13 protein-coding genes are annotated in these 17,583 nt (G+C 71.1%); 11 read left to right on the top strand and 2 right to left on the bottom strand.

Going from position 1 to position 17,583, the window contains the following annotated elements; all coding sequences use genetic code 11:
* Positions 1-242: 242 nt before the first annotated feature.
* The 6 genes from CWS50_RS10070 to CWS50_RS10045 all read left to right on the top strand — a co-directional run bounded on the left by CWS50_RS10070 (position 243) and on the right by CWS50_RS10045 (position 6,984).
* Entirely contained in the window at positions 243-1,691 is a 1,449-nt protein-coding gene (locus CWS50_RS10070) for a hypothetical protein (protein ID WP_127842688.1), read from the top strand.
* Entirely contained in the window at positions 1,688-4,081 is a 2,394-nt protein-coding gene (gene pelF / locus CWS50_RS10065; protein ID WP_243118285.1) for a GT4 family glycosyltransferase PelF, read from the top strand. The genes CWS50_RS10070 and pelF overlap by 4 nt, the downstream gene beginning before the upstream one ends.
* Positions 4,078-5,157: a putative glycoside hydrolase gene (locus tag CWS50_RS10060; protein ID WP_127842687.1), complete on the top strand. Its 1,080-nt coding sequence runs from the start codon at positions 4,078-4,080 to the stop codon at positions 5,155-5,157. Before pelF ends, CWS50_RS10060 begins: the two co-directional genes overlap by 4 nt.
* A 123-nt stretch (positions 5,158-5,280) precedes the next feature.
* Positions 5,281-5,667: a hypothetical protein gene (locus CWS50_RS10055; RefSeq protein WP_127842686.1), complete on the top strand. Its 387-nt coding sequence runs from the start codon at positions 5,281-5,283 to the stop codon at positions 5,665-5,667.
* Entirely contained in the window at positions 5,622-6,416 is a 795-nt protein-coding gene (locus tag CWS50_RS10050) for a chymotrypsin family serine protease (RefSeq protein ID WP_127842685.1), read from the top strand. Before CWS50_RS10055 ends, CWS50_RS10050 begins: the two co-directional genes overlap by 46 nt.
* Positions 6,406-6,984 carry a hypothetical protein gene (locus tag CWS50_RS10045; RefSeq protein WP_127842684.1) on the top strand — a complete coding sequence of 193 codons (579 nt, stop codon included), beginning with the start codon at positions 6,406-6,408 and terminating at the stop codon, positions 6,982-6,984. Before CWS50_RS10050 ends, CWS50_RS10045 begins: the two co-directional genes overlap by 11 nt.
* A gap of 42 nt (positions 6,985-7,026) precedes the next feature.
* Here the strand turns inward: CWS50_RS10045 and CWS50_RS10040 are convergent, their stop codons facing one another.
* Together CWS50_RS10040 and CWS50_RS10035 are read right to left on the bottom strand one after the other, a co-directional pair.
* Positions 7,027-7,290 (bottom strand): Txe/YoeB family addiction module toxin, encoded by a 264-nt coding sequence (locus CWS50_RS10040; RefSeq protein ID WP_127842683.1) that lies wholly within the window; start codon positions 7,288-7,290, stop codon positions 7,027-7,029.
* A gap of 1 nt (position 7,291) precedes the next feature.
* Positions 7,292-7,549 (bottom strand): type II toxin-antitoxin system Phd/YefM family antitoxin, encoded by a 258-nt coding sequence (locus CWS50_RS10035; RefSeq protein ID WP_127842682.1) that lies wholly within the window; start codon positions 7,547-7,549, stop codon positions 7,292-7,294.
* 289 nt (positions 7,550-7,838) lie between these two features.
* Here CWS50_RS10035 and ppdK point away from each other — a divergent pair, with 289 nt between their 5' ends.
* From ppdK to CWS50_RS10010, 5 genes are all read left to right on the top strand, one after another.
* On the top strand, positions 7,839-10,547 hold the full coding sequence (gene ppdK, locus CWS50_RS10030; RefSeq protein ID WP_127842681.1) for a pyruvate, phosphate dikinase: 2,709 nt from the start codon (positions 7,839-7,841) through the stop codon (positions 10,545-10,547).
* A gap of 77 nt (positions 10,548-10,624) precedes the next feature.
* A complete protein-coding gene (locus CWS50_RS10025; protein ID WP_127842680.1) occupies positions 10,625-11,725 on the top strand; it encodes an AAA family ATPase in 1,101 nt (366 codons plus the stop codon).
* Between the two features lie 96 nt (positions 11,726-11,821).
* Positions 11,822-13,165, top strand: coding sequence for a DUF58 domain-containing protein (locus CWS50_RS10020; RefSeq protein WP_127842679.1), 1,344 nt, complete (start codon positions 11,822-11,824; stop codon positions 13,163-13,165).
* 29 nt (positions 13,166-13,194) lie between these two features.
* Positions 13,195-15,993: a transglutaminase TgpA family protein gene (locus tag CWS50_RS10015; RefSeq protein WP_127842678.1), complete on the top strand. Its 2,799-nt coding sequence runs from the start codon at positions 13,195-13,197 to the stop codon at positions 15,991-15,993.
* Between the two features lie 133 nt (positions 15,994-16,126).
* Positions 16,127-17,566 (top strand): restriction system modified-DNA reader domain-containing protein, encoded by a 1,440-nt coding sequence (locus CWS50_RS10010; protein ID WP_243118284.1) that lies wholly within the window; start codon positions 16,127-16,129, stop codon positions 17,564-17,566.
* Positions 17,567-17,583 lie beyond the last annotated feature (17 nt).

Below are 17,583 nucleotides of genomic sequence, written 5' to 3'. Positions count from 1 at the left end.
GCCCGCCCGAGCCGTGAGGTTTTTCTCAGAGGGCTGACTCCCGTGACGTGGCCTGTCACGGCGGGCTCGCGCGGGCGACGGCAACTCCATGGGAGGAGCGCCATGTTGTGAGAATGGCCCGATGCCCCCCACCTTACCGCCCCGGGTATCTCTGGACCGTTACAGTTAGACAACGGCTGCGGCCGTGTACCCCAGGCACGACCCAGGTATCTGGGCTCGCCGCTCGTCGACGAACAGGCCTTATGACTCAGTCCAGATACGCTCCACGACACATCAACAGGTTCCGGCGCCCGCTGCTGCGTACCACCAACGCAACGGTGGTTGTCGTGGGGGCCTGTGTCCTGGCGGCTGTGCTCCCTCTGCTTGGCTGGCCTCGTCCCGTTACTGTCCTGGTTGGCCTTGTCGCGCTGGGGGCAGCACTGGGTCTGGTCACGGCACCGCCCACCTCTGCCCTGAAGTGGGGCGTCCTGCCTCACGGCGGACGACGAGGCTGGGCTGTCACAATGGTCCTGTCCATGTCTCCGGCGATCCTCCTGGGCCTGGTCTTCCCTGTCGTGGCCGGTCGTATATCTGTGCACTCGGTGGGGGGCGTCAACCTCCAGCTCATCATCCTCAGCGTGTCGGTGGCGGTGCCCTGGCTCAGCCAGGTCACCGGCAACCCTGTCTACCGGCTGCTGGGCGACTCGATCGGGCGGGGCCCTGCGGTTCTCCTGAGGCGCTACTGCTCGGTGTGGCCCGCCCTGTTCATCTGGGCGCTCGTCCCTACGCTCGCGGTCGTGGTGATGACGGCTGCCGTGACCCGCTGGCAGCCAGCTGCTGTGGCAACACACCTGGTCCTCCTCCTGCTACACGTGGTCTTCGTCCAGTCGCTCATCGTCGCTGACGTGGCGGGTCGGCGGCGTCTGTGGGCCTTCGGGTGGCTCTGCTACGCGGCTGCCCTCCTTGTCGTACCAGGGTGGTGGTTCCTGCCGCCCCTGGTGGGTGCGCTCAGCCAGGTCGTCCCGATGGGGCCCGCCCTGAGACAGCTGGCGCGCCCAAGCCCGGTGCCCGTGGTGCCCCTGGTCCAGGACATGGGGCGCGGGCTGGTCCTGGGCGGTGTGCTGTGGTCGGACAAGCTCTTCCTGTTCCTCGCGGTGCGTCAGGACTTTGAGGTCGCGCTGGTCTACCTGTGCCTCCAGCCTGCCGTCATCGCCTACTGCTACTACTTCGCGGTGACCTCACCCCGGCTCAACACAGAGATCGCGCTGTTCCAGGCCCAGCTCAACGAGGACGACATGACCGGGCTGCGTGCCCGGGGCAAAGTGCTGCGCCACCTGCTGGACGCGAGCCTGGCACGGGCCGGGGCCGTGGGCATGGGTGCCGTGGTCGTGGAGGTGTCGGTGATGGCGCTGCTGGATCCTGCCCGGGTGCCGCTGGTGCTTGTCGTCGCCTTCTCCTCCTTGCTGTTCGCCGCCCTCACGCTCCTGTCCTACGAGATCGACCATGTCGGGGACCAGGCTGCGGCCCTGCTGCTGTCTGGCGCGCACGTCGCTGTGGCTGCCGTCCTCCTGCTGCGTCTTGGTGGCACGGGTGCCTACCAGGTCCTGGCGGGTGTGGACCTGGTCCTGTGCCTGGTGGCCCTGGTCGTCTACCGCCGACGCTGGGCCTCTCCCGAGTACTCCTTCTTCTGGGGAAAGGCGATGTCCTGGTGAGCCCCTCGTCCTACCGGCCACGGCTGGAGAGCCTGCCCTCCTACTACTCGGCTCCTGCGGGTGGCTACGCACCGTTGCCCGCAGCGCGGCCCTCGACGGCTGACGTGTCTCCCGGCTCGGTCGGTGACGGGCCGGGGGTGGGCGCGCAGGCACTGGCCACCGGTGGCGGGCACCTGGCGCGCCACCCGGACAGCATGTGGCTGAGCACCGAGCGACCTGCGCGTCCCGAGTCTCCTGCGCACCCTGTCGCGCGCAGCGACACCTCCCGCAAGCCCCTTGCCGGGCGTGCGGACCCTCCCCAGCCCGAGGCTCGGCAGGAGTCCGGAGGCAGGGGGGCTGCTGCCTCCCCTGCATCCGGGAGGCGTCGGCACGCTGGCCGCCACGTGCGTCCCGCTGCTGCCGGAGCGACGTCCTCGACCCCGGCAGGCCCTGAGCCTGCGTCGGCGCGGCAGCCTGCCTCCGCCTCACCGACGCAGGCAATAGCACCGGGAATGATGCCGGAGGCCAGCGGCTACGGGTTCGTCGCCGCTACTGCGGCCGACATCACCTCCCCCTACAGCCCGCTGCCGACAGAGCGCCCCCCGGCTGCGGGGCCGGGGGGCTCCCACGGCGCCACGACGCCGCCTCCTGCCGCCCTGCAGCCGGTACCTGGGGAGACGGCTGCCCACCCGGCCACGACCCTGGCCCCTCCTGGCCAGGCTCCTGCTGGCGGCACCAGCAGCACCACGGAGGTCACCGGTGCTGCCGAGGCTGGGCGGTTCCTGCACGGGAGGGACGACGCCCCCCAGCTGCCCGACGGCGTCCCGGCGGACGGCCTCTACCGGGACGTGGACGTCGCCATCGTCATGGAGTCCACCTACCCCTACCTCAAGGGGGGCGTCTCCGCCGTCGTGCACGACATCATCACCGGCAACCCCGAGCTGACCTTCGGGATCATCCACATCACCTGGGACTCCCACGCCCCCAGCCGTGACCTCTACGGGATGCCGAGCAACGTCGCCTGGGTCCGGGTCCTCTACCTGTCCATGGAGGAGCACCAGCAGGACTTTCTGCGGGCGCGCCCCCGTGACCTGCGCATGAGCCGCCGTCAGCGGCGCACTCTGTCGGCGCGCCTGGTGGACTCCCTCATCGCCCTGGCCAACCAGGGGCGCACCGAGCCGCTGTGGGAGATCATCACCGAGGGCCTGGGCGGGAGGTCCCGGCGCTACCCGGTGTGGGCGATCCTGGGCACCCAGGAGTTCATGGAGGCCTACCGGGAGAGGATGCCTGACCTGGACATGCCCATGTCCGAGATCTTCTGGTGCCTGCGCGACTTCTTCTCCCTGGCCTACGCTGTCCTGGCGGAGTCCATGCCGCGTGCCACCGTCTACCACGCCCACACCACCGGGTACGCCGCTCTGCTCAGTGTCAACGCGGCCAAGGAGCACGGCACCTCCTTCCTGCTGACTGAGCACAACCTCTACGTCCGCGACACGGTCAACACCCTCCTGGACCGCCGCCTGGACTACGACATCACGCTCAACGACTACCGGACCTTTGACGTCACCGGCAGGCAGCGCATGTGGATGGCGTGGTGGCTGGAGATGGGCCGCCTGTGCTACCCCTACGCCTACGCCACCACCTACCTCTACCCGCGGGCGATCACGGAGGCCACCGAGCTCGGGGGTGACGCCAGCAAGGCGGTGGTCATCCCCAACGGCATCGTCACCAGCGAGTTCGACGCCTCCTACGCCGCCCGCATGAGGGCGGTGCAGGCCATCAGGCAGGAGGGGGCGGACAACCACCTGTGGAAGCTGGTCTACATCGCCCGGGTCGTGCCCATCAAGGGGCTGGTGGACATGATCGAGTCGGTGAGGACCATGGTGGACCGGGGGCTGAGGATCCACCTGGACGTCTGCGGGCCTACGGAGCACCACCCCTCCTACTACGAGAAGTGCCTCAACCGCATTGTTGAGCTGGGGCTGGAGTCAGTCATCACGATCCGGGGCACGATCAAGGTCCGCCAGTACCTCCCGGACTTCGACCTCTTTGTCCTGCCCAGCTACAACGAGGGCCTTCCTGTGGTCTCGCTGGAGACCATGGGGGCGGGTATCCCCACTGTCAGCACCGACGTCGGGGCGGTGCGCTCGGTGGTCGCTGACGAGATCCTCGCCGAGGACGGGACGGTGTGGGGGCCGTGCGGCACCATTATCGAGCCGGGGGACCCGGTGCTCATGGCGGACAAGGTCCAGGAGATCATCCAGGACGTGGACCTGTACGAGCGGCTGTGCCTGGCGGCGCGGGGCCGGGCCGAGGCCGCCTACAACCTGGACAAGGTCAATGCCGCCTACAACCGTGTGTACCGTCAGGGCGGGGCAGGCAGGACCGGGAGGAAAGGAGAGCGCTCGTGAGCGGAGTCGGTGCCTGGGTCCGCTACGGGGACCCTCTGGGACGTGAGGAGGTGGACTTCGCTGTCCGGCACTACCGGGTGGCCATCCTCCAGCCCTGGGAGGCGGAGGCGGCTGAGCGCCTCAAGCAGGAGCGGCCGGACATGACCGTGCTGGCCTACCGGTGCCTGTCCTCGGCCCGGGACTTCGAGCCGCCACAGCGTTGCGCCTCTGGCCTCACCTTCGACGAGCTGTGCCAGCGCGACTGGCTCGCCCGGCGCCGTGACGGCAGCCTGGTGGAGTGGTCGAGCTACCCGGGCCACTTCCAGGCGCGGGTGTGGGAACCGGGTTACCGGGCGCGCTGGGTGGAGCAGGTCTGCGAGGACATAGCTGGCACCGCCTTTGACGGTGTGATGTCTGACAATGACGTGTTCGAGGACTACTACGACCTGGACCTGCCTCTGGAGGGCGTCGAGGACGCCGCCAGCCTGCGCAGGGTCCTGGACGGCTTCGTGGAGCAGGTCGGCTGGGGCCTGGCGGGAGTCGGCAAGATCCTGGTTCCCAACATCGCCGAGGCGCGGCGTGAGCCCGGCCGCTGGGAGCACCACGCCTCCTGGGGCGGGGGCTTTGACGAGTGCTGGCTCGGTTGGGGGGAGGCGACGCTCTTTGACGAGCCCACCTCGCTGGCCCAGGTCCACGAGCTGGACGGTCCCGGGCTGTCCGTGGTGCGCACGCCTGACGGGGGCGGTGGGCGCTGCCCGCACCCTCTCTACGGCCTGGCCGCCTTCTGGGTGTTTGGCGCGGGGGAGGGGGCCTACACGGCCACCGGGCACGACGACTACTCCCGGACCCCTTGGTTCCCGGCCCTCGACGCCGACCTGGGGGCGCCGGTGGGGGCGCCCCACCGCCAGGCAGGGGTGTGGGTGCGGGAGTTTGAGGGCGGGACCGCGGCCGTGGTCCTTGACCCGGACCGGGGGGGAGAGGTGGAGTTGGCTCCCGGCATGGTGCGTCCCGGTCCGCAGGGCAGGCCTGATGGTGAGCCCCTGCCCCGGCGTGTGGCGCTGGCACCCCACCACGGGCTGCTGGCGCTGCGGCCGTGAGTGAGCGCTGAGAAGCTCTGGGGAAGAGTACTGGGAGCTGTCACTGCCCGCCCGCACTCGTGACTGCGCTGTCATGCTGTCAGAGACCTCATGTGCCATTCAATGATGAAGGGAGGGGCTCCCATGATGGTGGTGTCGAGGCGGAGGGTGGCCGCACTCATTGTCCTGCTTGCTCTGTCCATTGTTGCCTACGGGGGCCTGGCGGCACTCAGCCCCACCTACGCTAGTGACCAGGATCAGGATACTGGGAGCACGATCGGTACCAACACCGAGGATGAGGGCGGCCAGCGCATCTGGTACGGAGAGGAGCCGCCCGAGGTCACGGCGCTGGCGGACGCTGCGGAGTCCGTGGCCCAGGAGCACCCGGACACCGTGCTCGGGGTGGCGCTGACCTCCGACCGCCAGGTGGTCGAGGTCTACGTGGTCTCGGAGGACGCCGAGGGGGTAGCGGCGCTGCGTTCACGGTGCCCGAGTCCGCAGGAGGGCGCAGCCAGGAGGAGAGGCGGGTAGTCCTGGACGCGCTGGAGGGGGTCGGCGTCCCGGTCAGGGTCTCCTACGAGGCCGCCCAGGAGCCCGCGAGGACCAGGGAGAACGACACCGCCCCGTACTACGCAGGAGCGCGGATCATCAGGGACTTCAATACGAAGGATGAGACCCAGTGCAGCCTGGGCGTGCCGATTGAGCGTGACGGTCATTTCTACTCGCTGACGGCCGGGCACTGCGGGACAGGTCGGTGGGAGAACAGCTCCGAGCTCGTCGGGACCACCTATACGACCACGTGGCCGACCAATGCCTACCGCTACGGTGACTGGCAGCTGCTGCGGGGGTCCAGCTATGCGACACGGGTCTATGACGGCGACGTCTCCTCCTCGTCCTCGGCGCCGATCACCGACGGCTTCTTCGGGATGAGGGCGGCGGGCCGCGAGCTGTGCATGTCCGGTGCTACGACAGGGCAGCAGTGTCGCTTCGTGGTCTACAGGGTGAATACCATCAGGATTATGGGTAATGAGAGGACAGGCGTGGCCTGGGCGGGCCAGATCACTGAGACGCACCACGACGGTGACCGGGACGGGGGCCGGGACTGCGAGGGGATGGGGGAGGGTGACTCAGGTGGCATCGCCCACTTCACGCACGGACGGGGCGGGCAGATCGCCTATGGGGTCATCGCGGGCTTTGGGTCTGATCCGGGGCGGTGTATGTATACCGTGACACAGCTGTCTGGGCTCCGGGAGTGGGACAGGGACGTCAGTGTCGGCTAGGTCGGCGTCGGCTAGCAGCCGGTGGCGTCCGGGCTTCTGGCCGCTCGTGGTGGTGGTCCTGCACTGCCTGGTGGGTGGTGGCCTGCTGTGCTACGCGGCAGCGGCGTCCCAGGGCTGGGTCGAGCCCTCCCCCATGGGGTGGGGGAGGTACTCCCCTCCACCCTCCCCGTCGCCTGCTGTCAGCGCCCAGGAGGCTGAGGAGCTGTGCGCCTCCGGAATGGAGGAGGCGCCTGCGCTGACGGTGGCCCAGGCCCAGACGCTGTCCGGCAAGGACGTGTATGTGTGCAGCGTAGACGCCAGCGCGCCGGACCGCCTCTCAGTAAGCGCGACGGCCGTCCCGGACCTCACGGTCGAGCCGGAGACCAGAGGGGAGCGTGTCATGCAGGAGGAGTTCCTGGCACGTGCCGCTGACGGGGACATGCCCTCCTGGTGCGAGGAGTACGACGGCGGGAGCCGACCGCGCCACGCTGTGGTCGTTGACGGTGGGCGGATGTGGCGGATTCGGATCCTCTCCTGTGGCGTCGGCAGTTACGTGCAGGATCCGCCCCGGTTCCCCTGGGAGGACTGACCTGGGTGCGCCTGGGCGCATCATGTCCGGGGTTGGGGACGGTCAGCGCTCGTAGTGGTACCGGCATGAGAGCACGTGGATGTCTCCTCGCTCGTCCACACGGTAGACAAGGCGGTGCTCGCTGGTGATGCGGCGCGACCAGTACCCGGCCAGGTTGTAGCGCAGGGGCTCGGGTCTGCCGGTCCCGGTGGTCGCGTCGCGCTGGATGTCGCGGAGGAGCTGGTTGATGCGTCTGAGGGTCTTACGGTCCTGCTTCTGCCACCAGAGGTAGTCCTCCCAGGCGTCGTTGTCCCATGCGACCGCCATGTCATTCGACCTCAATGAGGTCGTGGTAGGCGTCCTGCCCGGCCTCGGAGCGCGCGATCGCGTTGATCAGGTGCCGGGCGTTGGCCGGGTTGCGCAGGAGGTAGTCGGTCTCCTTGAGGGACTGGTACTCGGCCAGGGAGACGATGACGGCGGGCTCGTGGCCTGCTCGGGTGATGACGACCTCCTCGCAGTCGTTGACCACGGAGTCAAGGACCTCGGCGTAGCGGGCGCGCGATTCGGTGTAGGTCATGGTCCTCATGGCGGCTCCTCTTCGTGCCGGGCGTCGTCGTATGTACGTCTGAGTGTACAGGTGCTCGTGCCCAGGGGTGCGGGCGCCTCCGCCTGGGAGCAGGTGCGTGCCTGGCGCCCTGGCGTGGTCGATACTGTGACCATCCGCTGTCAGAAGCACCATGAAACCACCGTGAAACGCCGTGAGAACCAGCATTCGTCTCTAGGACTGAGGTCACACTAGTGTAGTAGCCTGTCTGTGCGCACGGGAGCGCGGCGGCGACCGCGACAGCCACGACACGACGAGAAGAGAGGTAAGGATGCCCAAGTACGTGTACCGCTTCAGCGAGGGGGACAAGGACCAGAAGGACCTCCTGGGCGGCAAGGGGGCCAACCTGGCTGAGATGACCCGCCTGGGCCTGCCTGTCCCTCCGGGTTTCACCATCACCACGGACGCCTGCCGCGCCTACCTGGCCGACGGTGAGGTCCCTGACGAGCTGGCGGTCCAGGTCACCACCGCGCTGCGCGAGGTGGAGGAGGAGCTCGGCCGCGGGCTGGGTGCCGCCCAGGACCCCCTGCTGGTCTCGGTGCGCTCCGGGGCGAAGTTCTCCATGCCCGGCATGATGGAGACCGTCCTCAACATCGGCCTCAACGACTCCTCCGTGGAGGGCCTGGCCGCAGCCAGTGGGGACGCGCGCTTTGCCTGGGACTCCTACCGGCGTCTCATCCAGATGTTCGGCAAGACCGTCCTGGACATCGACGGGGACCACTTCTCTGACGCCCTGGAGGCCAAGAAGGAGGCCAGGGGCATCGCCCTGGACTACGAGCTGGAGGTGGAGGCGCTGACCGAGCTGGTGGAGGAGTACAAGGCGATTGTGCGCGAGCACGCGGGCATCGACTTCCCCCAGGACCCGCGCGCCCAGCTCGACATGGCCACCGAGGCCGTCTTCCGCTCCTGGAACACCGAGCGCGCCCACATCTACCGCCGCCGGGAGAAGATCCCCCACGACCTGGGGACGGCCGTCAACGTGTGCACCATGGTCTTCGGCAACATGGGCCAGACCTCCGGGACCGGTGTGTGCTTCACCCGCGACCCCTCCACCGGGCGCTCGGGCGTCTACGGCGACTACCTGGTCAACGCCCAGGGCGAGGACGTCGTCGCAGGCATCCGCAACACCCTGTCCCTGGCCGACCTGGAGCACCTGGACAAGGCCTCCTACGACGAGCTGCGCTCGGTGATGCGCAAGCTGGAGACCCACTACCGCGACCTGTGTGACATCGAGTTCACCATTGAGCGCGGCCGCCTCTGGCTCCTGCAGACCCGGGTGGGCAAGCGCACCGCCGCCGCGGCCTTCCGGGTGGCCACCCAGCTGGTGGACGAGAGGCTCATCACCATGGACGAGGCCCTGACCCGTGTCACCGGGGACCAGCTCACCCAGCTGATGTTCCCCCAGTTCAACGGTGAGACCGACCGGGACCTGCTCACCCGGGCCATGCCCGCCTCCCCGGGGGCGGCCGTGGGGCACGTCGTCTTCGACAACGAGGAGGCTGTGGCCCGCTCCGAGGCGGGAGAGTCCGTCATCCTCGTGCGCCGGGAGACCAACCCTGACGACCTGCCCGGTATGGTGGCCGCCTCCGGCGTGCTTACCGCGCGGGGCGGCAAGACCTCCCACGCCGCCGTCGTGGCCCGCGGCATGGGCAAGACCTGCGTGTGCGGTGCCGAGGCCCTGGAGGTGGATGCTGCGGCCAAGACGCTGCGAGTGGCTGGCCGTGAGGAGGTCCTGACCGGCCAGGACGTCATCGCCATTGACGGGACCACCGGCGAGGTGTTCCTCGGTGAGGTCGCGGTGGTGGACTCCCCGGTCATGACCTACCTGCGCCGTGGCCTGGAGGAGGCGCTGGAGGCGGCCGGCGACGTGGACACCCGTGAGCTGGTCACCAGCGTGCACCGGCTCATGCGGCACGCGGACAAGGTCCGCCGCCTGGAGGTGAGGGCCAACGCGGACACCCCCGACGACGCCCGTCACGCCATCCACCGTGGTGCCCAGGGGGTGGGTCTGTGCCGTACCGAGCACATGTTCCTGGGTGAGCGCAAGCGCTATGTCCAGAACCTCATCCTGGCCGGGACCCAGGAGGAGCGCGAGCGCGCCCTGGCGGCGCTCCTGCCGCTGCAGAAGGGCGACTTCGTGCAGATGCTGGAGACCATGGACGGGCGGCCCATGACGGTGCGTCTCATCGACCCGCCTCTGCACGAGTTCCTCCCCGACCTCACTGAGCTGAGCGTCACGGTCGCCCTGGACCGCGAGCGCGGCACCCTGGACCCGGCCGACGAGGAGCTGCTGGCCGTGGTGCGTCGCTACCACGAGGCCAACCCGATGCTGGGGCTGCGCGGTGTGCGTCTCCTGCTGACCATGCCCGGGCTGATCGAGCTGCAGGTGCGGGCCGTGGCTGAGGCGGCGGTCGAGCGTCTGCGGGCTGGGGGGAGTCCCCGCCCGGAGATCATGATCCCGCTGGTTGGCAGTGTCCGCGAGCTCCAGATCGCGCGGGAGCGTGCTGAGGCCGTCCTGGCTGAGGTGTCCAGGGAGACCGGGTACGAGCTGGCCTTCCCGGTGGGCTGCATGATCGAGCTGCCGCGGGCGGCGGTGAGCGCGGACACGATCGCGGAGGAGGCGGACTTCTTCTCCTTCGGCACCAACGACCTGACCCAGACCACCTGGGGATTCTCCCGCGACGACGTGGAGGGCACCTTCTTCAGGGAGTACCTGGAGGAGGGGGTCTTTGGCGTCTCCCCCTTCGAGACCATTGACGAGCGAGGGGTAGGCCACATGGTGGAGCTCGGGGCGCAGCGGGGACGCTCCGCCAGGCCTGGGCTCAAGCTGGGTGTGTGTGGTGAGCACGGCGGGGACCCGGAGTCCATCGGCTTCTTCCACCGTGCGGGTCTGGACTACGTGTCCTGCTCGCCTTTCCGGGTGCCGGTGGCGCGCCTGGAGGCGGGGCGCACGGCGGTGCTCTCGCCGGTGGAGGAGTAGGACGTCCAGGTCTGCCAGGCGTGCGCCTGGGAGGCACGCCTGGCGCGGTGCTGCGCTGGCCGTGACATGATCGTGCCATGACCAGCGCAGCATCTCCTGCCGTGTCCTCTGCGGTGTCCCCAGCCTCGGTGCCGTTCCCCGGCCCTGGCGCGGGTAGGGGTGCCCGGCTCGCGGTCTCCCCCGCTGACCCGCGTGCGTGCGCTCAGGAGCCGGGCGTGCAGGAGCTGTCCCTCCAGGCCCTGACCGCTTTGGCCCGGGCTCTGCGCCAGCAGGTGGAGTCGGTCGTGGTCGGCAAGACCCAGGCCGTGCAGACCGCCGTGGCCACTCTCCTGGCTGGCGGCCACCTCCTCATTGAGGACGTCCCGGGGGTGGGTAAGACCACGCTGGCCTCGGCACTGGCTCGCTGCCTGGACCTGAGCGTGTCCCGCATCCAGTTCACCTCGGACCTGCTGCCCGCCGACATCACCGGGGTCAGCGTCTACGACCAGTCCACCAGGGAGTTCCGCTTCCACCCCGGGCCTGTCTTCGCCAACGTCGTCGTCGCTGACGAGGTCAACCGCGCGACCCCGCGGACCCAGTCCGCCCTCCTGGAGGCCATGGGGGAGGACCAGGTGAGCGTGGAGGGCAGGAGCCTGGCGCTGCCCGACCCCTTCATGGTCGTCGCCACCCAGAACCCCTTGGACATGGAGGGGACCTACCGGCTCCCCGAGGCCCAGCGCGACCGCTTCATGACCCGTATCTCCATGGGCTACCCGGACGCGGCGGCGGAGACCGCCATGCACACTGACCGCGCTGGCGCGGACCCGCTGGACGCGCTGAGGGCACTGGCCTGCGCCGAGGACGTGCGCCGGGCGCGCAGCGCGGTCGCCCGGCTGCACCTGGCTGAGCCGGTCGCGGCCTACATCGTGGCCCTGGTCGCTGCGACCCGTCACGCCCGGGGGCTGACCCTGGGGGCCAGCCCCCGGGCGGGCCTGCAGCTGGCGGCCCTGGCGCGTGCCCGGGCGGCCGCAGCCGGGCGGGGCTTCGTCTCTCCCGACGACGTCGCCCAGGTGGCTGACGCGGTCCTGACCCACCGCCTGGTGCCTGCCGGCCGGTTCGCCTCGGCGGCCCAGGCGCACCAGGCAGCCGGTGAGGTCCTGGCCCAGATCGTGTCGCGCACACCGGTCCCGGGCTTGTGACGGCTCCCGGTCCGGGGGTGCCTGGCCCTGCCCACGACGGGTGCGCGGCAGGTGGGTAGGCAGAAGACGCAGGAAGGACGCAGGAGGTGCAGCCCGGTGAGTACTCCGGTGACTACTGCGGTGGAGCACCACCGCCTCCGAGCGCAACGGGGTGTCCCCTGGGCTGCTCCCACGCCTCAGGGCTGGGGGCTGGTGGTGGTGGGGGCTGTCCTGGCGGGTGCCTGGTGGCTGACGGGCCTGCGCCTGCTTGCCGGTGCCGCCCTGGTCCTGGCGGCACCGGTCCTGGTGTCCCTGGCCGTTGTGGGCGGCACGGCCCTGGTCAACGCCGTGGCCCGTCCCTGGGTGCGGCTGGACCTGCCCGCCCTGCCCCAGGTGGGAGAACGGGTGCTGGTGGGCGTGCACGCAGGGCTGCGGCTGCCCGTGGCCGTGCCCGCCTGGGCCCTGTGGAGGGTGGACGGTGTCTCCACCCTGGTGCCCCTGGGCCGCCGAGGCTCCTTGCTGGGCGTGGAGGCCGCCCGGCGCGGCCCTGTGGCCGTGGGCGTCTCGCGTCTTGTCCTGTGGGAGCCGCTGGGCCTGGCTCGTGCGAGCCTGCCGCTGGGCGTGTCGGCCACGGTCCTGGTGCTGCCCCGGCCGGTGGCCCTGGAGGAGGAGCTTGCTGCGGTGCTGGGGCCTGCGCCGGGGCAGCAGCATCCCGGCAGTGAGGGCGGGGAGCTGCCCGGCGCCCTGCGCGACTACCGCCCTGGTGACATGTTGGCACTCGTCCACTGGAAGCAGTCCGCCCGGGTTGACCGTCTCCTTGTCAGCGACCGGGAGCGGGAGTCCCGCCCCCGTGCCCGTCTTGCCCTCCTGGCGGGACCCGGGGCGTGTGCCAGTCACGAGGAGGCTGAGACCGTCGTGTCCGTGGCGGCCGGGATCATTCAGGAGTGGTCCACCCGGTACCGTGACCTGGGCCTGGCCGTGCTGGTTCTTCCCGCCGCAGCCGACGAGGCCGACAGGGGCCGTCTTCTGCAGTGGGAGGTGGAGGGGGCAGGCTTCGTCGCTCTCCTGCGGGTCCTGGCGCAGCTGGACCTGCGCGGCAGCGACGTCGCCTCGGTGGTCCCGGCCGCGCTGCGGGACCAGGGGGCGGTGCTGCCTGGCGGCCGGCAGGTCCAGGCCGGGCGCCGGACAGGCCTCGCCGCTGATGTCGTTGCTGCCGATGTCGTCGTCCAGGCCGCTGCCTCGCCCGGGGCGCAGGACGGAGGTCGGGCTGCTGCCGCCCGTCGCAGCAGCCGTGACGCCGGCTGCTCGTTCCTGGACCCGGCTGTGCGTGGGACCCTGGTTCTTGTCGGTGATGCGGCGGACGGCGGGCAGGAGCCGATGGCCTGCGAGGCTGCTAGTGAGGTCCCGCAGGGCTGGCAGGTGCTGCACGTGCCAGCCGCCCGGGAGGGAGGTGGCAGGTGAGGCCTGGGCCGGGACGTGGCAGGACACGTGTGCGGCCGCAGCCCTCGCGCTCTGTTGAGCGGCTGCGTCCGCTCAGCCCCGCGACCCGTGTCCTGACCGAGCCCGGCCGCTGGCAGCCGCTCCTGGCGGCGCTTCTTGTCACCGCACTGTGGTGGGTTGGGGCGCGTGCGGTCGAGCCGGTGCTGCTTCCCGGCGCCTGGCAGCTCCAGGTCCTGGCCGTGGCCGCCTCGGCCCTGCTGGTCCCGGGAGCGGTGCGCAGCCTCTGGCCCTCCCGCCCGGCCCTGGGGCTGACGGCGGGGCTGGCGTCGGCGGCCTGCGTGCTGCTCGCCGTCCTGGGGTGGTCGCGTGCCTCGGTGTGGTGGCAGGACCCGGCTGGGACGGCGCGCCTGGTAGGTCAGGAGCTGGCCACAGGCGTGCCGCCCCTGGAGGTCTCTGCGGCCCTGGGGTCGGGGCTCCTCACCGTCTGCCTGCTGCTGTCGTGGGCCTGCGCCCTGGTGTCCGCAGGTGGGGCGGACGTCGTCGGGCTGACCGGGCTGGTTCCGGCCGCAGCCCTCCTCGTGCCCGTGGTGGTCCGGGGTCAGGACCCGCCACGGTTGTGCCTGGCGGGCGCGGCGCTGTGCCTGACGGCCCTGGTGGTCACCTCCGCCCCCGCCCGCTACTGGCCCTCACGCAGTCACGACCCCGGACCCTCCCACGGCCCCAGTGCGGCAAGACGCAGGCTAGGCCTGGTCATGGGGACGGTCGCCGTGGTCGTGGCCACCGCCCTCACGGGGGCGGTGCCTGTGGTGACGGGACAGGGGTGGGCGCCCGCGAGGACGCGGACGACTGAGCCAGAGCTGGGCCTGACCCTGTCCCGGGACCTGCTTCGAGGCCCTGGGACCACCGTCCTGTCCTACATGGGTGACCTGGAGGCAGGCACCAGCCTGAGACTGCCCCTGGCCGTCATCGCTGACCTGGAGGGGGCCTCCTGGGGGCCGGAGCGCAGGCCCGGACCCACGGAGGTCTCCAGGCTCCAAGGAGCCTTCGGCGAGGGTGCCCTGACAGCGGGAGGGGCCGTGACCCGGTCCGGGCTGAGCGCCTCGGACCTGGACGACCTGGTCGGTACCACCGGCAGGGACGGTGCCGGTGCGGTCACGGCGCTGCGCGTGCGCGTGCAGGACCTCAGCACCGACCACCTGCCTGTCCTCCAGTCCACGGCCCTGGTGGCAGGGTCGGGTGAGGATCTCGGTACCGGTGTGGAGGGGGGGGCCGGGGCGCAAGAGGGTGCTGCGTCCCCGTCTCCCACAGGTACCGGGGCAGACCTGGAAGCCGACGTGGAAACGGACGGGGAGGCTGACCCGGAGGTCGACCTGGGGGCGTGGCGCTGGGTGGAGGGCACGTCAACGGCAACCAGCGGCGGTACCCTCCTGGGGCGGGGGATGACGTACACGCTGCTGGGATGGAACGCCGTCGCTGACGCCTCCGGGCAGTCGGCGGCGCAGGTGCCTGTCACCTCGGCTGCCTCCCGGGACGTGCTGGAGCGCTACACCCGTCTCCCTGCGGACACCCCGGACGCGGCCGCCCAGGCAGCGCGTGAGGCGCTGGCACAGGCCGGTGCCGGTGAGGACACCGCCTCCCGGGCGGTGGCGCTGGCGTCCTGGCTGCGGGGGGAGGGCTTCGTCTACGACGAGTCGGCCCCCGGTGGTGCTGGCAGTGGTGCCGACAGTAGTGGTGACAGCGGTGGTGGCGGGGGGTCGGCCATGGACACCGTGGCGACCTTCTTGCGGGAGCGTCGTGGCTACTGCGTCCACTACGCCTCCGCCTTCACCGTCATGGCGCGGTCGCTGGGGCTGCCCACCCGGATCGCCGTGGGCTACGCCTCTGCCGCTGCGGGACCGGGCCGGTGGACGGAGGTCAGGGGCGACCAGCTCCACGCCTGGCCCGAGGTGTGGGTCGAGGGGGAGGGGTGGGTCGCCTTCGAGCCCACGCCCGGCGGGTCAGGCGTGGAGGCGGACCAGCAGGGCCAGGACACTGCGTCCGCGTCCCCCGCCTCGTCCCCGGCCGAGGCCACCCCGGGCCAGCCTGCCTCCCAGCCGGGGACGCAGCCCCCGGCTGCTGAGGACCAGGACGCCTCCGACGTCTCCGCGCCGCAGGTGGGGGTGCGCGCGTCGGCTACGTCGGTGGCGCGCTGGGGCACCGTGGCGGTGCTCGTGGTGCTCCTGGCCTGCCTCCTGGCTCCGGGGCTGCTGCGTGCGGCAGCCGGGCGCCGACGTCGTCAGCGGATCAGGCTGGGCCGGGACCCTGCGGCAGCGGCCTGGGAGGAGCTGGTGGCGCTAGGGGCCGACCTGCGCCTCCTGGGCAGGAGGCCGGGGGGCAGGGCGCGCACGCACGAGGCCGTGGCTGAGCGGCTCGTGGCGGCCCTACCCGCTCCCGCCCGGCAGTCGGAGGACGCGGACCCGGCCACTGGGGAGCTGGCCAGGCGGGAACGGGAGGCGGTCCACCACCTGGCTGCCGGGGCTGTCGCGGAGTGCTACGGTCCCCCAGCCCAGGAGGAGACTGTGGCTGGTCCCGCAGCACCCGGGCGGCGGGAGGCCGACGAGAGGCTCAGCACTGCCAGTGCCGGGCTGCGCAGTGCTGCCGGGAGGTGGCGTCGGCTCCTGGCTGTGGTGCTGCCCGCAAGCCTCCTGCCGACGTCTACCGTGTCACGGTCGGTGTCACAGTTGGTGTCACGGTTGTGGCGCCGTCGTGGCACTGCGTCACTGGGTCGTCGGGGCGGGGACGCAGACAGGCGGGCGGCTCCCGCCCGAGAATCCCCGGAACACGTCCGTGGGCGTGAGAGGATGGAATAACGCCCCGGACACGGTCCTCCGTCTCGCGCGAGAGGATACTTTGCCGGGACCCAGGTCATCTGGGGCGTGCCGGGTGTCTTCCCGTGGCGGAGGGCCGGGCACGACGACGAGGAAAGGCAGACCTCCTATGGCCATGTACGAGCTCGATGGCAACCACCTCCTCCCGGTACGGCTTGGCCGCTCCACGGATGCTGAGACCCGGGCTCGCGGTCTTGCCGCCATCCAGCGCCAGGTTGTCGACGTGCTGCGTCGTCCCCTGTTCCCCCTGGGGTGGAGCGAGGTGGACCACGGGCAGAGCCTGACCGCCTTGGACGCGACCGGTCAGGTGGTCCTGGTGGAGGTCCTCAGCTCGGTTGACGCTGCTGCCCTGATGTCGGCGATGTCCCGCCTGACGGCAGCCGCAGCCGCCGGGCGGCGGGAGCTGGCCAGCCGCTACACCGGCGGGCTGGCGGCCTTCCGGGAGGACTGGAACGAGTTCCGCGAGGCCATGCCCTCCCAGGTGGAGTCCGGCCCGCGCCTGACGCTGATGGCGGCGTCCCTGGCGCCCGACGTCCGTTCCAGCATGTCAGTGCTGGTGGGCTCAGGTGTCGAGCTCTACGAGGTTGACACCCGGGTCGTGGACGAGTCACGGGTGGTTGTGGTCATTGAGCAGGTCCGGATGAGCGACCTGAGCGGTGGTGGCCCGCTGCTGGTGGCCCGTCCTCCACGCCCCGGCCTGACTGGTCCCGGTGGCAGGGCTGCGAACGCCCAGCGGGCCAGGCCCCAGCCGGTCACGGGCTCCATTGAGGTCGTCGCCCCGCAGCAGCCGACCGGTCCTGACCAGGAGCAGGGCTCGTCGGTGCCCTTCTCCCGCGCGGAGGTCGTGACACAGGGCGGGGCTGGTGCTGCGGACTCCACGCCGGTGGCGGGCACGGTCGGCGTGCGCGACAACGCCCAGGAGCTCCAGGAGGAGGTTGAGGAGCATGTGTCCCGCGCCCGTGGCCACCGCCTGCGGGACACGGTGCCGGGGACGCGTGCGCCGGGCCGCTCCGGGTGGGACTCTGCTGTCGGGCAGCACGCGGCAGCCCCGGTGGCACCGGGGGCGCTGAGGACCTCCCGGCACGCGGGTGACGGTGAGGAACGGGCCGAGGAGCAGGCCCCGGTGCAGCCGCCGGAGCCCCCCTCGGCCTCCACCCCGACCCAGGACGACACCGAGGCGGCGCACCTGGCTCAGGCCTGGCCCGTCAGCCCGCCAGGCCGTGCGACGGACCAGACCGAGGCGGACGCGGTCACCCGCCCCACCCCGGAGGTGGCGGCCCAGGACGCCGCAGACCTGGCGGCGATCGCGCGCCACCTGGAGGGTCCCACGCGCATCATCTGGCAGGGGCTGCGTCGGGGCATCTACCATGAGGCCGTCCTGTCCGCCGGAGGCATCATCACCTTGGTGGACGGTCGCACCTTCTCCGACCCCACCTCCGCCGCCAACGCCGCCCAGGGCGTGGATGACGCCGACGGGTGGCGCGTGTGGCGGCTGGGCGTGCGCGGACGCCAGCTCGGGGAGCTGCGGGAGGACCTGCGCCGGTCGCCGTCGTGACGTGGTTCCGGCACGGC

This window comes from Actinomyces wuliandei, assembly GCF_004010955.1.
GTDB lineage: Bacteria > Actinomycetota > Actinomycetes > Actinomycetales > Actinomycetaceae > Actinomyces > Actinomyces wuliandei.
Note: the sequence above shows the minus strand (reverse complement) of the source record. Positions and strands in the feature narration are given on the sequence as shown.